This is a genomic window from Klebsiella sp. JN_Kp126, assembly GCF_033843325.1.
Classification (GTDB): domain Bacteria; phylum Pseudomonadota; class Gammaproteobacteria; order Enterobacterales; family Enterobacteriaceae; genus Klebsiella; species Klebsiella michiganensis.
Genome location: NZ_JAWXQV010000101.1, coordinates 1 through 16526 on the forward strand (window position 1 = coordinate 1; position 16526 = coordinate 16526).

A 16526-nucleotide genomic window follows, 5' to 3' on the forward strand; every position below is an offset into this window, starting at 1 on the left:
GAGAGAACTGGCCGGTTCTTTCTGACGGAGTAATCATACAAGCCCGGACAGGCGCGTTACGCGCCGCCTCCGGGAAAGCGCCTTGAGAGTGATGATAAGCCTGTTCACCCGTTGAATCGCGGCGTTACGCCAGCCGCGGGTAGGCGCTGGCGATATCGTCGCCGGTAAACTGGGCAATCCAGCCTTCCGGGTTGTCGAAGATGCGGATGGCGGTGAAGTTGGGCTCCGAGCCCATATCAAACCAGTGCGGCGTGTGCGCCGGAACGGAAATCAGGTCGTTCTTTTCACAGAGCACCTGGAATACCTCGTCGCCAATATGCAGGCAAAACAGGCCGGCCCCCTCGACGAAGAAGCGCACTTCGTCTTCCCCGTGGGTATGCTCGTTGAGGAATTTTTCCCGCAGCGCCTCTTTCTGCGGATTATCCGCACGCAGGCTGATCACGTCCCAGCTCTGGTAACCCTTCTCAGCCACCAGCTTATCAATCGCATGCTGATAGGCGGCAATAACCGTTTCTGAGGCTGGCGCCGCGCCTAAATCGCGGTCGGCCTGCCAGCGCTCGAAGCGGACGCCTTTGGCGTTGAGCTGCTGCTGGATCTCTTCGGCGTTCGTGCTGTGCCAGAGAGAGTTTTGCGGGTCTTTCACGGAAAAAATGGTTAATGCGCTCATGCTGGGATCTGCTCCGGATGAATATCGTCAAAACGCTGAACCTGCGGATGGTGGCTGGCCGGGTCACGGTCGCCGCGCACCAGCTGTAGGGTGCGGAAGCCGGCCTCTTCGGCGGCATCCAGCTCCTGATGGATATCGGACAGGAACAGGATGGCGGCAGGAGGCTGTCCCAGCTGCTCAGCAATATTGCGGTAGGACTGCGCTTCGCGCTTGGCGCCTACCAGGGTATCGAAATAGCCGTTAAACAGATGAGTAATATCACCTTCGTCGCTGTAGCCAAATAACAATTTCTGCGCGGCGACAGAGCCTGAGGAATATACATATAAATCAATACCCTGTGACTTCCATTTTTCCAGCGACGGCAGGACGTCAGGATACAGGTGGCCGGTGAAGTCGCCATTGACGTAGCCTTCGCGCCAGATAATCCCCTGGAGCGCCTTGAGGGCGGTGGATTTGCGGTCTTCATCCATAAAGGCGAACAGGGTAGCAATAAGCTGCTCGACGCTGGCCGCCGGTTGGGCGATCTCTTCGCGCAGGTTATCGAGAATGGTCTTTACCGGATCGACAAACTGCTGGGCGGTCACGAAGCCGGCCAGGCGTTCGCGAGCGTACGGGAACAGGACGTTGTGGACGAAGCGAATGTCGCTGGTGGTGCCTTCAATATCGGTCACGATAGCGCGGATCATGAGTTCTCCAGAGTGAGCGGTAGGTCGTGCTGACGGTGGCGTTGTGCTGCTCGCTGTTTTCCACTCATAAGCATAAGCGAAATAACATTATCATTTAGACGTCTAAGCGTCTTGATTGCCAAATATTAACATCGTGTTATAGTGGCTTCAACAACAGCATCACAGACGGTACAAAAAGAATGAGCAATAAGCCACTGATTCCTGAGAGTAAACTTCCTTCACTGGGCACCACGATCTTTACCCAAATGAGCGCTCTGGCCCAGCAGCATCAGGCGATTAACCTGTCGCAGGGGTTCCCGGATTTCGATGGTCCGCGCTATCTGCAGGAGCGTCTGGCGCATCACGTGGCGCAGGGGGCGAATCAGTACGCGCCGATGACCGGCGTGGCCGCGCTACGCGACGCCATCGTCGATAAAACGGAAGAGCTGTACGGCTACCGTCCCGATGCCAACAGCGACGTGACCGTTACCGCCGGCGCGACGGAAGCGCTGTATGCGGCGATTACCGCGCTGGTACGTTCCGGCGACGAAGTCATTTGCTTTGACCCTAGCTATGATAGCTACGCCCCGGCGATTGAGCTGTCGGGCGGCGTGCTGAAGCGCATTGCTCTCCAGCCGCCGCATTTTCGCGTTGACTGGCAGCAGTTCGCCGCGAGCCTCAGCGACAAAACCCGGCTGGTTATCCTCAATACGCCGCACAACCCGTCAGCGACGGTATGGCAGCGGGAAGATTTTGCCGCGCTGTGGCAGGCGATTGCCGATCGTGAAATCTATGTGCTGAGCGATGAGGTTTACGAACATATCTGCTTTGCCGCCGAAGGGCATGCCAGCGTGCTGGCGCATCCGCAGCTGCGCGAGCGGGCGGTGGCGGTCTCTTCATTCGGTAAAACGTTTCATATGACCGGCTGGAAGGTGGGCTACTGCGTGGCGCCTGCCGCTATCAGCGCCGAGCTGCGTAAAGTGCATCAGTATCTGACCTTCGCCGTCAACACCCCCGCTCAGCTGGCGATCGCCGATATGCTGCGCAGCGAGCCGGAGCATTATCGCCAGCTGCCGACGTTTTACCGCGAGCGGCGGGACCTGTTTATTGATGCGCTGCGCGCCAGCCGTCTGGAAATTTTGCCCTGCGAAGGGACCTACTTCCTGCTGGCGGACTACAGCGCGGTCTCCGATCTGGATGATGTCAACTTCTGCCGCTGGCTCACCACCGAGATCGGCGTCGCGGCGATTCCGCTGTCGGTGTTCTGCGCCGATCCGTTCCCGCATAAGCTGATACGCCTGTGCTTCGCCAAACAGCCAGCCACGCTGCTGGCTGCGGCGGAACGACTGTGTCGTCTGTAGTTATTTAACGGTCCACGCCTGAGAAAATTGACGGTCGCTGAACATCTCCACCAGGCCGTTGATTTGCTTCAGGCGCAATACTTCGTCTGAGTCCATCCCTAACTCTTTGCCGATTTTCTCGTCACACCAGCCGAGATGCGCCAGCTCCTGGACGATTTCCGACATCGCATGAATCTGATGACGTCCGCGCGCCCGGTTGTGGCGGATGGTGGCGGCCATCAGAGAATCACGCCCGGGGCTGCTCTTTTCCAGGCAGGTGACGGGAAGGTAGCCTTTCAACCGTTTTTTCAGCGCCGCTCTGCCGCTCGCCAGCTCATGACGGTGAAAACCGTCGATAATGGAATAGCGCTCCTGATCCTGTTTCACTACCACAATGGGCTGCGTGAAGCCGTCCGTTTCCAGCGAGGTGAACAGCAGGCGTTTTTCCGGTGGAGCAAGGTTATTTGGGTTGTAATCATTAGGCAAAACGGCGTCCTGTTTTACCCACAATACGCAGTCAACCGGTTGTGATTTGAAGGGGCTATATTCATGCAGAATCTGGCGAAAGGCGTTAAGCGCAGTAATCTTTTCCTCTTCATCTTCCAGCGATTGTAGATAGCGTTCGAGATCCTGGATTAATTGTCGTTGCATAGTATTCCCCATTGCTGGCGCTTCTTATTCATCCGTTCGCGATAGCGTTTATATTGCGTTGCTTTGGTCGGGCTGAAAGAGAGCTGGCGGCACCAGTAATCATTGTTCAACAGAACCTTACAGATGCGCCGCCAGGACGGGACGTCTTTCGAGCCAATATCCGCCGGTTGCGTGTCCGGAATATCTATCATTCCCTTTTTTTGGTACCAGTGAAGATAGACGGCGATTTTATTGCGGTAATGTTCCGCCGTTTTCTCCGGCATGCTGTCGAGTAAAAACAGGGCGAAGCTTTTCCAGGTATGATGCGCGGGTTTATCCAGCTTACGATGGCCGTAGAACTGATTATCGTGACCGGCGTAGACCCCGCCGCAGTGGACGCCGCTGACGCGCTGGCACATGGCGGCCCAGCGTTCAGGCTCCAGCACATGGTAGAGCCACAGCCCCTGGCGCTGCTCCGGGCCAAAGGGTTCGCAGATACGCATATAGCGCAGCGGAACGCCCGCCTGATACATCAGGTTATAGAGCGGGTTGTAGGAAAGGCCGCTTTTACCGAACCAGGTCCAGATATCGGCGGTTTTCCAGTCGTAGATAGGGTAGATGTACCACGCGTGTCCGCCCGGCGCGGAGGTGGTCCAGGGTTTATCGTCGGCGAAGCGAAGCTTGCGCTGCGAGGAGATGGTGATAAACCGATTTAACGATTCATCGGCGCGGATGCCGATCATTATCGCCGCGGGACGATTTCGCGAAAACCAATCGGCAAATTCGCGAACAAACGTTTCAAAACTCATGCCCGATTGATAAAACGGGAAAAAGCCGGGATCGGTAATCGCGTCCTTTGGCGGTTGGCGCACCCAGCGCGCGCCGGGTTCCCAGCACTGCCATTCGGGATGATATTGGGTCAGAGAGTTCTGCGTGGTGAGAGGCAACGCGACCCAGAAAAATTGCTCAATAACGTCGCGATACTCTGCGCGCATCTTTTCACAATGCGCAATGGTGCAGGAGAACTGCGCTTCCCAGTCGACAAACAGGACGCAAATCTTTTTGCCTGTACGGCGGGCCTGCTGCGCCGTGAGATGCAGCATGGTTGTAGAATCTTTACCGCCAGAAAAAGAGACGCAAATACGGGAGAAGTTTTCCATTACCCATTCTATTCGCTGCTGACTGGCCTGCAGAACGGACTCGGGTAATGGAAGTTTTATAAAAGACACAGCCATTATTCCTTTAATTCTTAAAGATACTGTGTACTTATATCATATTTATTTCTTAATCAAGCGATTAGTTATCATTCATCAATTAAATCAAATGGCTTAAATTATTCAATAATATTATTCTTTTCGCACTCGTCGATAAAGTTTGCAAAGTTCGGGTCGTCAAGGTTTACCCGATTGTAAATCATATAAATAGCGATGGAGGGGATCTTAAATGGCGCCTCTATAATTTTAAATTTATTATAGAAACTGATGTGCTCTAAAATACAGGTAGGCACAAAACCAATAATATCAGTTTGCTGAATAACATTAAGGATAGCGGTGTATGAGTCGCTACTGAAAGAAATTTTTCTATCAGAAAGTATGCCGGCAGCCTGGCTTTGAAAAGACTTCGTTCCCTGATCGTTACAAATATAATAAGTAAAGCGCTCCTGCAGTATGGCTTTCGTCGTTGTTAGCAATGCCAGCCGTGGATGATTTTCGCTACAAACCAGTGAAATGTCCAGCTCCTGGATACGTTTACACACCGTGGCTCGCGATGACAGGGGGGTGGTGCTGAATATCAGGTCGGCTTTACGGTAGGCCAGCAGGCTTTCTACCGACTCTCCTGACGCCAGCAGGTCATGATGTTCAACGTGAAGGTTTGAATCATCTAATAACATATGGATCAGGCTGGTTGTTTTAGGGGTAATAAAAAGCTGCGGCGCATAAACAACCAGACGTTTCTTTAATTCAGAACGATTGGTGAGATAAATAGTTTGTTCTAATTGATTAAGATTTTTTTCAAGATGATGGTGGAGATTAACCCCTACGGTGGTAGGCGTAATTCCTTTACCTGAACGAACGAATAGCGGGTCATTCAGCTGGGTGCGTAACCGCTGTAGCGACTGACTGACGGCAGAAGGCGTAATGAATAGCGTTTCCGCCGCTTTACTGATGCTCAAATGCTGGTAAATGCATTCGAAAATAACGAGTAGGTTCAGATCAAATTTCTTGAGATCGTAAAGATTAGCCATTATCAACGTCCTGTTAAGCTGGCGGTAAGGGAAACTGGTGAATATATATTTGTATTATATTCATTGTATGAATATTTGTTTCTTATTATTTAATGCAGGCGCCGTTATTAAGTTTATCTAAATATATACCAGCGTTGCGCATTCTACCAGATCCTTTTGTGTACCGCTGAAGGCAGGGGAGACGGTCATATATAAATACTTACCTTGCCCCGCTTATCATCTGTAGTTTTTCTTTAACGGGAAGCCCGAACGCTTGTTGAAGTCTATTGGGTTATTCATATTATAAATTACTGATCCGCGAGTGGCACTGAGGATGTTCATCAACTGCGGGCGGTAATTAAATATTTTTATTCTCCGGCTTTCGCTGGTCCTGCGGGCAAGTATGGTAATTGGAAGAGCGGCAGCGGGGACGGTCTGCATCGCGCTAACGCGGGAAACATGTCAGAAAGAACGGGCGTTTCGACATGGTGATGCCCGGGGAAATCACCGGAATAGGTATGGGGAGCGGTAAAACCTATTACAGCCATAGGTAAGACCTGCCGCCGCGCGGATTGCCCTTTCGTTCAGCGGGTGATGTAATCCCATAGCTGTTACATTAAGGTGTAGAGCGCAACACACTGCCAGCTACTGGCGCTGAACCTACCTGCGGGTGTTTCAGGTAACGGGGCCGCCTGCGAGGGCGGCCTTTTTACTTTTCAGCGCATATAATGCGAAACGCGGTAGAAGATTGCCATCGCGTTGACAGGTTCACAAAGTTGTCTTGTTCCGGTTGTTAGATAACGCTTATTGATTCGATAATGCAAACGCATTGGTCGAGTCAGGAAAAATTCGTTAACTTAGACCTCAACGAAAACACGGAGGAAGTATAGATGTCCTTAATTAATACCAAAATCAAACCTTTCAAAAACCAGGCGTTCAAAAACGGTGAATTCATCGAAGTTACCGAGAAAGATACTGAAGGCCGCTGGAGCGTCTTCTTCTTCTACCCGGCTGACTTCACCTTCGTTTGCCCGACCGAACTGGGCGATGTGGCAGACCACTACGAAGAACTGCAGAAGCTGGGCGTAGACGTTTACTCCGTCTCTACCGACACTCACTTCACCCACAAAGCGTGGCACAGCAGCTCTGAAACCATCGCGAAAATCAAATACGCGATGATCGGCGACCCGACTGGCGCCCTGACCCGTAACTTCGACAACATGCGTGAAGATGAAGGCCTGGCAGATCGTGCCACCTTCGTTGTTGACCCGCAGGGTATCATCCAGGCTATCGAAGTTACCGCTGAAGGTATCGGCCGCGACGCGTCTGACCTGCTGCGTAAAATCAAAGCAGCTCAGTACGTAGCTTCTCACCCAGGCGAAGTTTGCCCGGCTAAATGGAAAGAAGGTGAAGCGACTCTGGCTCCATCTCTGGACCTGGTCGGCAAAATCTAAATTTCCATCGTCTTTCACGCCAACGCAGCTATGGCGTGAAATACTTGGGAAATTATTTCAGTCATGGGCGCACCGGCGCCCATTTCATTCCAACACCATGATGCAAGCGTATTCAGGCTGCCCGGACGAGGTCGCTTGCATGATGATGTTTTAAGCCCAGGAGATAAAAATGCTCGACACCAACATGAAAACCCAGCTCAAGGCTTATCTTGAGAAGCTGACCAAACCTGTTGAGCTGATTGCCACGCTGGATGACGGCGCTAAATCGGCAGAAATCAGGGAACTGCTGGCTGAAATTGCTGAACTGTCAGATAAAGTTACCTTCAAAGAAGATAACGGCCTGGCGGTGCGTAAGCCGTCATTCCTGATTACCAATCCCGGCTCCAGCCAGGGGCCGCGCTTTGCCGGCTCTCCGCTGGGACATGAATTCACCTCTTTAGTTCTGGCTCTGCTGTGGACCGGCGGTCATCCGTCAAAAGAAGCGCAGACCCTGCTGGAGCAGATCCGCAATATCGACGGTGATTTTGAGTTCGAAACCTACTATTCGCTTTCATGCCATAACTGCCCGGATGTGGTTCAGGCGCTGAACCTGATGGCGGTACTGAACCCGCGCATCAAGCACACGGCGATTGACGGCGGAACGTATCAGAATGAAATCACGGAACGCAACGTGATGGGCGTACCGGCGGTATTTATGAACGGTAAGGAATTTGGTCAGGGTCGCATGACGCTGACGGAAATCGTTGCCAAAGTGGATACCGGCGCGGAAAAACGCGCGGCGGAAGAGCTGAATAAACGTGAAGCCTATGATGTGTTAATCGTCGGCTCCGGCCCGTCCGGCGCAGCGGCAGCCGTTTACTCCGCGCGTAAAGGCATTCGTACCGGCCTGATGGGTGAACGCTTTGGCGGCCAGGTGCTGGATACCGTTGATATTGAAAACTATATTTCCGTACCCAAAACGGAAGGCCAGAAACTGGCTGGCGCATTAAAAGCGCACGTCAGCGAATACGATGTTGATGTGATCGATTCTCAGAGCGCCTCCAGACTGATCCCGGCGACGGTTGAAGGCGGCCTGCATCAGGTTGAGACCGCCTCCGGCGCGGTGCTGAAAGCGCGTAGCGTTATCATTGCCACTGGCGCGAAATGGCGTAACATGAACGTGCCGGGTGAGGATCAGTATCGTACCAAGGGCGTGACCTACTGCCCGCACTGCGACGGCCCGCTGTTTAAAGGTAAGCGCGTGGCGGTTATCGGCGGCGGTAACTCCGGTGTGGAAGCGGCAATCGATCTGGCTGGCGTTGTTGAACATGTTACTCTGCTGGAGTTCGCGCCGGAAATGAAGGCCGACCAGGTTCTGCAGGATAAAGTCCGCAGCCTGAAAAACGTCGATATCATTCTCAACGCGCAGACCACGGAAGTGGTGGGCGACGGTAGCAAAGTCACTGGCCTGCAGTACCGCGACCGCGTGAGCGGCGATGAGCATCACGTGGCGCTGTCGGGGATCTTCGTGCAGATCGGTCTGCTGCCGAATACCAACTGGCTGGAAGGCGCGATTGAGCGCAACCGCATGGGTGAAATCATCATTGATGCGAAATGTGAAACCAACGTGAAGGGCGTTTTCGCTGCCGGCGACTGCACGACCGTTCCGTACAAACAGATTATTATCGCCACCGGCGAAGGTGCGAAGGCGTCCTTGAGCTCATTCGATTACCTGATTCGCACTAAGACTGCATAATTCATAATAAAGTAAGACCAAACCTGCACAGCAAAGAGGCTACCCTGGGGTAGCCTCTTTTTTTACCTTACTGCCGCTACCTGACCACCATCACCGGAATATGCGCATGGCGAATCACGCTTGAGGCGTTGGAACCCAGCAGATGGGTGCTGATTGAAGGGTTGCGGGAGCCTATCACCACCACATCGGCTTTAATTTCATTGGCCAGTTCATTGACCATATCGCGCACGTTGCCAAAGCGGACGTGCATTTTGATTCGCGACGGGTCAATGCTGAAATGGCCGGCCATCGTTTTCAGGCGCGTTTCTGCTTCATGCTGCAAATGCTCTTCAAAGCGGCGCAGATCGGCGGTAAAACGACTCATCGTGAAGCTTGATGAACCGGGCAGTACGTGGAGAAGATGGATAACCCCGTCCTGCTGGGCTAAAAACTCCGCATGGCGAACGGCTTTATCGCTTAACTCCATTTCAAAGACATCAACGGGCATAATGATGGTTTTATACATATGCATTCCTCCTTGTTCGTCTGCTTTTATATCAACACATTATAGGAAAGTATTGTGCCATTCAGGTCGCAAAATTGTCAGAACGGTACGAGGGCGGCGTAAAAGTTTGTCAAAAGAGAGGAGAAGAGCGAAAGATGCAGAAAGAGGATGCAGTCACATCCTCTGGATAAAGCGCGAAACGCTTCAGGCAGCGGGGAGATTAACGGTGGAAATCGCCAGCGGCCTCCGGCTGATACAGCAATTCCAGCACTTCAAGGTGCGTTGAGGTGCCGCCCGGTAATTCCCAGTGAATGGTGCTGCCGACTTTGAGGCCCAGCAGGGCTGCGCCAACCGGCGCCATCACCGAAAGCTGGGTGGCGCTATCCGTGACCTGCGCCGGGAAAACCAGCGTGCGGATGCGCTCTTCACCGGTGGTTAAATCGCGAAATCTGACCTGGCTATTCATGCTGACAACATCATGCGGCATGGCTTCCGGGGCCAGCATCTGCGCGCGGTCGAGCTCGTCATTCAGCGCGTCCGCTACCGGTGAGTTGGCGAAAGCCGGTTGTTCCAGCAGCCTGTCGATGCGTTCTGCATCCAGTTCATTAATGATAATTGCGGGTCTGGTCATCTCATACTCCATGTTATCCAGGAACCTGTCCGTAAAAGAAAACCCTCACCGAAAATGGCAAGGGTTAATGTCCTCTCATCATACTGAGACTTGCTGGTGGTTTGAAGTGATTAAACGCACATTCATCAACGAACCATAGCGAAGTTGTATGAAATCTAGCCGGCTTTATCCAGCAGAAATTGCTTACCGCAGTTCCCCGGATGGGGTTGGGGTAAGAATGAATCAGCGGAGAGAGGGGCATTAATGGCCGCGGCTTTGATGGAGATTTGCATCTCAGTCAGATAGGCGGGGTTGCCGTTGCAGGTTAACTTGAAAGCCCTGACGTTCTGTTTTCCATAGGCTTCAGCAACCGCGGCGTTGAAGTCATCCCGGCTAACGGTTTGCCCATAGTGCCTGGCCAGGAAGGCGCCCAGATGGCTCTGTTTGATCTCGCCGTTCAGGCGCACCATGGTGCCGAAATAGTTGTCAGGATCGAAACCAAAGCAAACGCCATGCTTGGCATATTCATAACGTTCGAGACATGAGTTACCGCCCGAACCCGGCATCACGCCGTTAAGCTTATTGGCCATTTCCAGCGAGAGTCCGGTTTCAGCCGCCCGACATTTTTGCCCGGCTTTTGCTTCCGGCATATTGGGAACAGGGCGGGTCGCACAGCCAAAGCGCATCCAGCGCCGCTCGTCCACCCCGCGCGCGGCAATAGATTTTGGCAGGCTCGGCCACAGGCCGTGAACGGTGAGAAAATCGGCTTTATTGCTGAGTTCCTGCTGCAGGCGGCACTCTTCCGGTTCGCTGCGGTTTCGGTCTTGCATACTTTGGCAGAACCCCGTTTGCCAGGAGAGAGCCAGCACGTAGCGGTCAAAATCACCGTATTGCGTGGCGATCAGCGGATCTGCGCTGACCTGGGCGGCGCTGAGCAAAAGGGCAATGGCAACGAAATCCTTCCTGAACATTTTTATTCCTGATGACAAATGGTCATTGATAACATTGAGTTATTAAAGCATAAAAAAGGCGCCAACAGGCGCCTTTTCACACGGTTTCAGCGTTAGCGGATTGCGCTGCCGGGAACCAGAACTTCGGTGGCGATAATCACCACTAACAAACCAACCAGCACCGGGACAGAGGTCCGTTTCACCACTTCGAACGGCGAAATTTTTGCCATCCCGGCCACGGCGACCACCACGCCGGAGACCGGAGAAATGGTTCGGCCAAGGTTAGATGCCTGCAGCATCGGGATCGAGAGATAAGCCGGATTGATGCCGGAAGAGTGCGCCAGCTTCGGGATCATCTCAACGAAAGCATAGAAGGGGGCGTTACCGGAACCGGTGGTCATCGCCGCCAGCATGGTCAGAATGACCAGCACCAGCATCAGAATGATACTGGCGGAACCGAACGACGTGGCGATAGAGATCAGACCGTTAATAAAGCCAATGGTACTCAGACCCTGAGCAAAGACGCCGGCGGCTACCAGCAGCATCACCACACCGGCAAACGCGTCAGCCATGCCGCGATACGCCGCTTCCAGGCCATTGAACACATTTTTGGTGTTAAAGCCGCGGCAGAATTCCAGAACCGCCGCCAGCAGCATGCAGAGCACAAGAATGGTGATGATGTGCAGCTCCGGGCCCCATTTTCCGTCGAAAATCAGTACGCCGATTATCGGCGTAAACGGCAGAATGGCGTAGAAAGCGGGGGCGGTCGTGGTTATCTCGTTTACATCGAGCATTTCATGGGCGACGTTTTCTTTTTTATCCAGGTAGCGCTGCCAGAAAAAGTGAGCGATCGCCATGCTGATAATGGCCACAATAGAAATAGGCAGCGTGGTTTTAAAGGCAAAGTCAATCAGCGGCATTTCGGCGGCTTTGGCGGCCAGCACGACATCCCCAGAAGTGGGGGAGAGAATAATCGCCGCCGGAGAAGCGCAGATAGCGGCGGCAGCGCCGCGGCTTATGCCCACATTGACCATCACCGGGAACAGTGTCGCCATCAGCAGTACTCCCAGACCGGTAGCGGAGGAGACGGCCAGCGACATCAGGCAGGCAACGAAATAAGCGGCGATCATCAGTAGATAGGGGGAGTTAATGAAGCGCAGCGGTTTTGACGCCAGCTTCACCACCATGTCATTGGCGCCGATGTGCGTCATATAAGTCGCGAAACCGCAGAGCATCATGATCATCATGCCGAGGTCGCCGCCGCGGCTCATCAGCAGTATCTTAATATATTCAACGATATCGGTTGCAGAATAACCGGTGCTCTTTGCGTCGCCTGGTAAAACCTTATGCCCCATCAGCGCGCTGGTGATGAGTAATACTAAGCCACCGACGAACAGCACGCCGGTGGCGGAATAGCCTTTAATGATATAGCGGGCGACGCCCACAATGACCACAATCCCAATCAGGATCTCTACTAGCGTAAGCATTCTTTTACCCCTAAACCATTTACCCAAAGAATCTACTAATAAATGAAGCGAAGAAAAAATTTAGTGAGGGAATGTGCCTAAAAAGCGGGCAAAACTCGCTGACGCAAATCAATAAATCGATGAGAATCCCTGTCAGGCGATACCATGCCCGCCTGGTCAAAGCCAGGATGCGAGAGATTTTCAGATTTTTTGCACCGGATAAATCAAGAGTTTGCCTAATACCGTTAAGGTAGTATTAAGATTATCTTTGTTATCTTACTCCGCTTTAAAAATGATACTGGTAAGAGAAAAGTGTAATGCGACGTCGATTTATAGGGTTGTTTCTGGGATGCCTGGGCCTGCTGCTATCATCCACCTCCGCTAATGCTTCGTTTAGTTCGACGCTTCGCGACGGCTACAATACGCTGAGCGATAACGTCGCGCAGACCTGGAATGAGCCTGAGCACTATGATCTTTATATCCCCGCGGTGACCTGGCACGCCCGTTTCGCCTATGACAAAGAGAAAACGGACCGCTACAACGAACGTCCCTGGGGCGCCGGCTTCGGCGTCTCGCGCTGGGATGATAAAGGGAACTGGCATGGCATCTATTTGATGGCCTTTAAAGACTCTTATAATAAGTGGGAGCCTATCGGCGGCTATGGCTGGGAGAAAACCTGGCGTCCCTTAGCAGACGATAATTTCCATCTGGGTTTAGGCTATACGCTTGGCGTGACGGCGCGCGATAACTGGAACTACATCCCGATTCCGGTCGTGCTGCCTCTGGCTTCTATCGGTTACGGCCCGGCCACGTTCCAGATGACCTATATCCCGGGCACCTATAACAACGGAAACGTTTACTTTGCCTGGGCGCGCATTCAGTTTTGATGCGATTTTTTATAGCAATAAAAGAGATAAGCGGACTGTCTTGTTGAAAAACAATGACTAACGTGAGCCCGGTGCAAAAAGATAGAGACTTTTATCACTTTTTAGCAAAGTTGCGCTGGACAAAAGGTACCACAATTGGTGTACTGATACCCGACACAGTATTAGTGTCGATTTTTTCATATAAAGGTAATTTTGATGTCTAAGATTAAAGGTAACGTTAAGTGGTTTAATGAGTCCAAAGGATTCGGTTTCATTACTCCGGAAGATGGCAGCAAAGATGTATTCGTACATTTCTCTGCAATCCAGTCCAACGGTTTCAAAACTCTGGCTGAAGGTCAGCGCGTAGAGTTCGAAATCACTAACGGTGCCAAAGGCCCTTCTGCTGCAAACGTAATGCCTATCTAAGCAACGCGTCAGTAGAATATAAAAACCCGCTCATGGCGGGTTTTTTTTTGCCTGCGGTCAGGGGCTAGCGGCTGGCCGCATGTGAAAACAGCCAGAACGCGGTGGCCGTCATGGCAAATGAGCCTAACAAGTTGACCAGTACGTTGAGTAACGCCCAGCTAAAGCGCCCCTGCTGGAGTAGAAACACCACTTCGGCGGAAAACGTGGAGAAGGTGGTCAGCCCGCCGCAAAAGCCGGTGGTGATAAGCAGCTTCCACATAGGATCGATATCCGTCAGGCGGTTAAACCATGCCAGCCCTGCGCCGATAATAAAAGCGCCCAGCAGGTTAGCGGTGAGCGTACCAATGGGGATAGCATGATGCATAGGGTTAAACTTCATACCCAGCCACCAGCGCAAAACGCTGCCGGTGCCGCCGCCAAGAAACACAGCCAAAAGGAGTTGCAACACGGTCATTCCCTGTTTATTGATCGAGACTAAACTTCGAGTGTAGCGCGCGAAAGACCTCACTGGCTATGACTAACCTGACGGGAGAGAAAAGATGCTTGTTGCTGCCGGACAATTTGCCGTAACGCCGGACTGGACGGAAAACGCGCAGACCTGCGTGAGCATGATGCGTCAGGCTGCGGAGCGGGGGGCTGCGCTTCTGGTTCTCCCGGAAGCGCTGCTGGCGCGAGACGATAGCGATGCGGACTTATCGGTTAAATCCGCCCAGCGCCTTGATGGCGGCTTTCTACGGCTCTTGCTGGCAGAGAGCGAAAACAGCGCGTTGACGACGGTGCTGACCTTGCATATACCTTCCGGCGAAGGACGGGCAGCGAATACGCTGGTGGTGCTACGTCAGGGCAAGATTATTGCGCAATATCAGAAACTGCATCTGTATGATGCTTTCAATATTCAGGAGTCCCGGCTGGTCGATGCCGGGCGGCAGATTCCGCCGCTTATCGAGGTGGATGGGATGCGCGTCGGGCTGATGACCTGCTACGATTTACGTTTCCCTGAGCTGGCGCTGTCGTTAGCGCTCAGCGGTGCGCAGCTCATCGTGTTGCCCGCCGCGTGGGTAAAAGGGCCGCTGAAGGAGCACCACTGGGCGACGCTATTGGCGGCGCGGGCCCTGGATACTACCTGTTATATTGTCGCCGCCGGGGAGTGCGGGACGCGTAATATCGGCCTGAGTCGTATTGTCGATCCCTTAGGAACAACGCTTGCCGGGGCAGGAGAGCGGCCGCAGTTGATTTTTGCCGAACTTTCAGCTGATTATATTCAGCAGGTACGCGAGCGTCTGCCGGTGTTGCAGAATCGCCGCTTTGCGCCACCGCAATTATTATGACGTTTTTTTAAACAAGGCTTGATTCACCTTGTTACAGATTGCTATTGTGTCCGCGCGTCAAATAGCCGTTAATTGTATGCGTGTATGATGGCGTATTCGCAGCTTGTATTAGAGAAGAAGGTTAGCTATGGGTGAGATTAGTATTACCAAACTGCTGGTAGTCGCAGCGCTGATTATCCTGGTGTTTGGTACCAAAAAGTTACGCACGCTGGGTGGAGACCTGGGCTCGGCTATCAAAGGCTTTAAAAAAGCCATGAACGATGACGATGACAGTGCGAAAAAGACCAGTGCTGAAGAAGCGCCGGCACAGAAGCTCTCTCATAAAGAGTAATTCGCGACGAGTTTCCTGAACGAGGGGGCTCGCTACCGGCGGGGATAAACCGCGTCGGCAAAGAGGCTGCAGCGATAGCGCTGCGGCCTCTTTTGTTATTTGCACTGGGTTTTGACGAAAAAGATGCAACCAACTGTTACCGGGGTGGGATTTTTAGCGGGTAACGAAACGCATCGGCAGAACGGACCGCTGCGCTAAAAATATCACGCCGCGGTCGAGGCAGAGATTACTTCACTTCCATGCCTTTGGCCTGTAGATCGGCATGATAGGAGGAACGAACGAACGGCCCGCAGGCAGCATGGGTAAAGCCCATGGCCATCGCTTCGGCTTTCATCTCTTCGAACTCATCCGGGCTGACGTAGCGCTGTACCGGCAGGTGGTGGCGGCTCGGCTGTAAATACTGGCCTAACGTCAGCATGGTGACGCCGTGGCGGCGCAGATCGCGCATCACTTCTACGATTTCAGCATTGGTTTCGCCTAAACCCACCATCAGGCCCGATTTCGTCGGGATCTCCGGGTGGGCTTCTTTAAAACGTTCCAGCAGCTTCAGGGACCAGTTGTAGTCGGCCCCCGGGCGGACCTGGCGATACAGGCGCGGCACGTTTTCCAGGTTATGGTTAAACACGTCCGGCGGCGTCGCCTGAAGGATTTCCAGCGCACGATCCATACGGCCGCGGAAGTCCGGCACCAGGGTTTCAATTTTAATCGTCGGGCTTTTTTCGCGAATCGCGCTGATGCAGTCGGCAAAGTGCTGAGCGCCGCCATCGCGCAGATCGTCGCGATCCACGGAAGTCACCACCACATAGCGCAGCGCCATATCGGCGATGGTTTGCGCCAGCTTTTGCGGTTCGTTGGCGTCCGGCGTCACCGGGCGACCGTGGGCAACATCGCAGAACGGGCAACGACGGGTACAGATGGCGCCCAGGATCATAAAGGTTGCCGTTCCGTGGTTAAAACATTCCGCGAGGTTAGGGCAAGAGGCTTCTTCGCACACGGAGTGCAGGCCGTTCTTACGCATCGCTGCCTTGATCCCCTGGATACGGGACGAGTCAGCCGGAAGTTTGATTTTCATCCATTCCGGTTTTCTGAGCAGAGCTTCACGCTCAGTTGCCACGTTTTTCACCGGGATAAGGGCCATTTTATCGGCATCGCGGTATTTTACACCGCGTTCCATCACAATGGGTTTACTCATAGCGTGCGTGTTCCAGTTGCGAGTGACGAAGGAAAGCGAATCAATTCAAGTAAATGTTGCATTTATCAACTATTTTTGAATTAAACGCAGGCAGTATATCATTGATACGGGGCATAAAGCAGCCTGCTGGCCGGGCAAATTGTAAAATAGTTGTTGTT

18 protein-coding genes are annotated in these 16526 nt (G+C 53.0%); 7 read left to right on the forward strand and 11 right to left on the reverse strand.

Annotated elements, in window-relative coordinates:
- Positions 1-124: 124 nt before the first annotated feature.
- On the reverse strand, positions 125-667 hold the full coding sequence (locus SIK97_RS28500) for a 1,2-dihydroxy-3-keto-5-methylthiopentene dioxygenase (RefSeq protein WP_004848741.1): 543 nt from the start codon (positions 665-667) through the stop codon (positions 125-127).
- Positions 664-1353 (reverse strand): acireductone synthase, encoded by a 690-nt coding sequence (gene mtnC, locus SIK97_RS28505; protein ID WP_014837800.1) that lies wholly within the window; start codon positions 1351-1353, stop codon positions 664-666. Before mtnC ends, SIK97_RS28500 begins: the two co-directional genes overlap by 4 nt.
- 194 nt (positions 1354-1547) lie before the next feature.
- Here mtnC and SIK97_RS28510 point away from each other — a divergent pair, with 194 nt between their 5' ends.
- Positions 1548-2693, forward strand: coding sequence for a pyridoxal phosphate-dependent aminotransferase (locus tag SIK97_RS28510; protein ID WP_162934460.1), 1146 nt, complete (start codon positions 1548-1550; stop codon positions 2691-2693).
- On the opposite strand, the gene SIK97_RS28515 is transcribed toward SIK97_RS28510, so the two are convergent.
- The 3 genes from SIK97_RS28515 to citR all read right to left on the reverse strand — a co-directional run bounded on the left by SIK97_RS28515 (position 2694) and on the right by citR (position 5547).
- Positions 2694-3323: an IbrB-like domain-containing protein gene (locus SIK97_RS28515; RefSeq protein ID WP_032748682.1), complete on the reverse strand. Its 630-nt coding sequence runs from the start codon at positions 3321-3323 to the stop codon at positions 2694-2696.
- Positions 3308-4531 (reverse strand): phosphoadenosine phosphosulfate reductase, encoded by a 1224-nt coding sequence (locus SIK97_RS28520; protein ID WP_049079612.1) that lies wholly within the window; start codon positions 4529-4531, stop codon positions 3308-3310. Before SIK97_RS28520 ends, SIK97_RS28515 begins: the two co-directional genes overlap by 16 nt.
- Before the next feature lie 104 nt (positions 4532-4635).
- A complete protein-coding gene (citR, locus tag SIK97_RS28525) occupies positions 4636-5547 on the reverse strand; it encodes a DNA-binding transcriptional repressor CitR (RefSeq protein ID WP_032748684.1) in 912 nt (303 codons plus the stop codon).
- A gap of 869 nt (positions 5548-6416) precedes the next feature.
- Between citR and ahpC the strand changes: the two genes are divergently transcribed.
- On the forward strand, positions 6417-6980 hold the full coding sequence (ahpC, locus tag SIK97_RS28530) for an alkyl hydroperoxide reductase subunit C (protein ID WP_002894394.1): 564 nt from the start codon (positions 6417-6419) through the stop codon (positions 6978-6980).
- A 169-nt stretch (positions 6981-7149) separates the two neighbouring features.
- Positions 7150-8715, forward strand: coding sequence for an alkyl hydroperoxide reductase subunit F (gene ahpF, locus SIK97_RS28535; RefSeq protein ID WP_004848755.1), 1566 nt, complete (start codon positions 7150-7152; stop codon positions 8713-8715).
- 76 nt (positions 8716-8791) lie between these two features.
- On the opposite strand, the gene uspG is transcribed toward ahpF, so the two are convergent.
- From uspG to dcuC, 4 genes are all read right to left on the reverse strand, one after another.
- Complete coding sequence (gene uspG / locus SIK97_RS28540; protein WP_004100140.1) at positions 8792-9220, reverse strand: universal stress protein UspG; 429 nt, start codon at positions 9218-9220, stop codon at positions 8792-8794.
- Between the two features lie 199 nt (positions 9221-9419).
- Positions 9420-9830: a nucleoside diphosphate kinase regulator gene (gene rnk, locus SIK97_RS28545; RefSeq protein WP_032748687.1), complete on the reverse strand. Its 411-nt coding sequence runs from the start codon at positions 9828-9830 to the stop codon at positions 9420-9422.
- A 155-nt stretch (positions 9831-9985) separates the two neighbouring features.
- Positions 9986-10780, reverse strand: a complete 795-nt coding sequence (gene rna / locus SIK97_RS28550; RefSeq protein WP_025106404.1) for a ribonuclease I — start codon at positions 10778-10780, stop codon at positions 9986-9988.
- Between the two features lie 92 nt (positions 10781-10872).
- Positions 10873-12246 carry an anaerobic C4-dicarboxylate transporter DcuC gene (gene dcuC, locus SIK97_RS28555; RefSeq protein ID WP_057173502.1) on the reverse strand — a complete coding sequence of 458 codons (1374 nt, stop codon included), beginning with the start codon at positions 12244-12246 and terminating at the stop codon, positions 10873-10875.
- 296 nt (positions 12247-12542) lie between these two features.
- Here dcuC and pagP point away from each other — a divergent pair, with 296 nt between their 5' ends.
- On the forward strand, positions 12543-13112 hold the full coding sequence (gene pagP / locus SIK97_RS28560; RefSeq protein ID WP_014228393.1) for a lipid IV(A) palmitoyltransferase PagP: 570 nt from the start codon (positions 12543-12545) through the stop codon (positions 13110-13112).
- Between the two features lie 195 nt (positions 13113-13307).
- Complete coding sequence (cspE, locus tag SIK97_RS28565) at positions 13308-13517, forward strand: transcription antiterminator/RNA stability regulator CspE (RefSeq protein ID WP_004100146.1); 210 nt, start codon at positions 13308-13310, stop codon at positions 13515-13517.
- Positions 13518-13581: 64 nt separating this feature from the next.
- Here the strand turns inward: cspE and crcB are convergent, their stop codons facing one another.
- A complete protein-coding gene (crcB, locus tag SIK97_RS28570; protein ID WP_025106403.1) occupies positions 13582-13965 on the reverse strand; it encodes a fluoride efflux transporter CrcB in 384 nt (127 codons plus the stop codon).
- 91 nt (positions 13966-14056) lie between these two features.
- Between crcB and SIK97_RS28575 the strand changes: the two genes are divergently transcribed.
- Together SIK97_RS28575 and tatE are read left to right on the forward strand one after the other, a co-directional pair.
- A complete protein-coding gene (locus SIK97_RS28575; RefSeq protein WP_057173503.1) occupies positions 14057-14845 on the forward strand; it encodes a deaminated glutathione amidase in 789 nt (262 codons plus the stop codon).
- Between the two features lie 127 nt (positions 14846-14972).
- Positions 14973-15176, forward strand: a complete 204-nt coding sequence (gene tatE / locus SIK97_RS28580) for a twin-arginine translocase subunit TatE (RefSeq protein ID WP_004130411.1) — start codon at positions 14973-14975, stop codon at positions 15174-15176.
- 226 nt (positions 15177-15402) lie between these two features.
- Here tatE and lipA read toward each other — a convergent pair whose 3' ends face one another.
- On the reverse strand, positions 15403-16368 hold the full coding sequence (gene lipA, locus SIK97_RS28585) for a lipoyl synthase (protein WP_004848774.1): 966 nt from the start codon (positions 16366-16368) through the stop codon (positions 15403-15405).
- Positions 16369-16526: the final 158 nt, after the last annotated feature.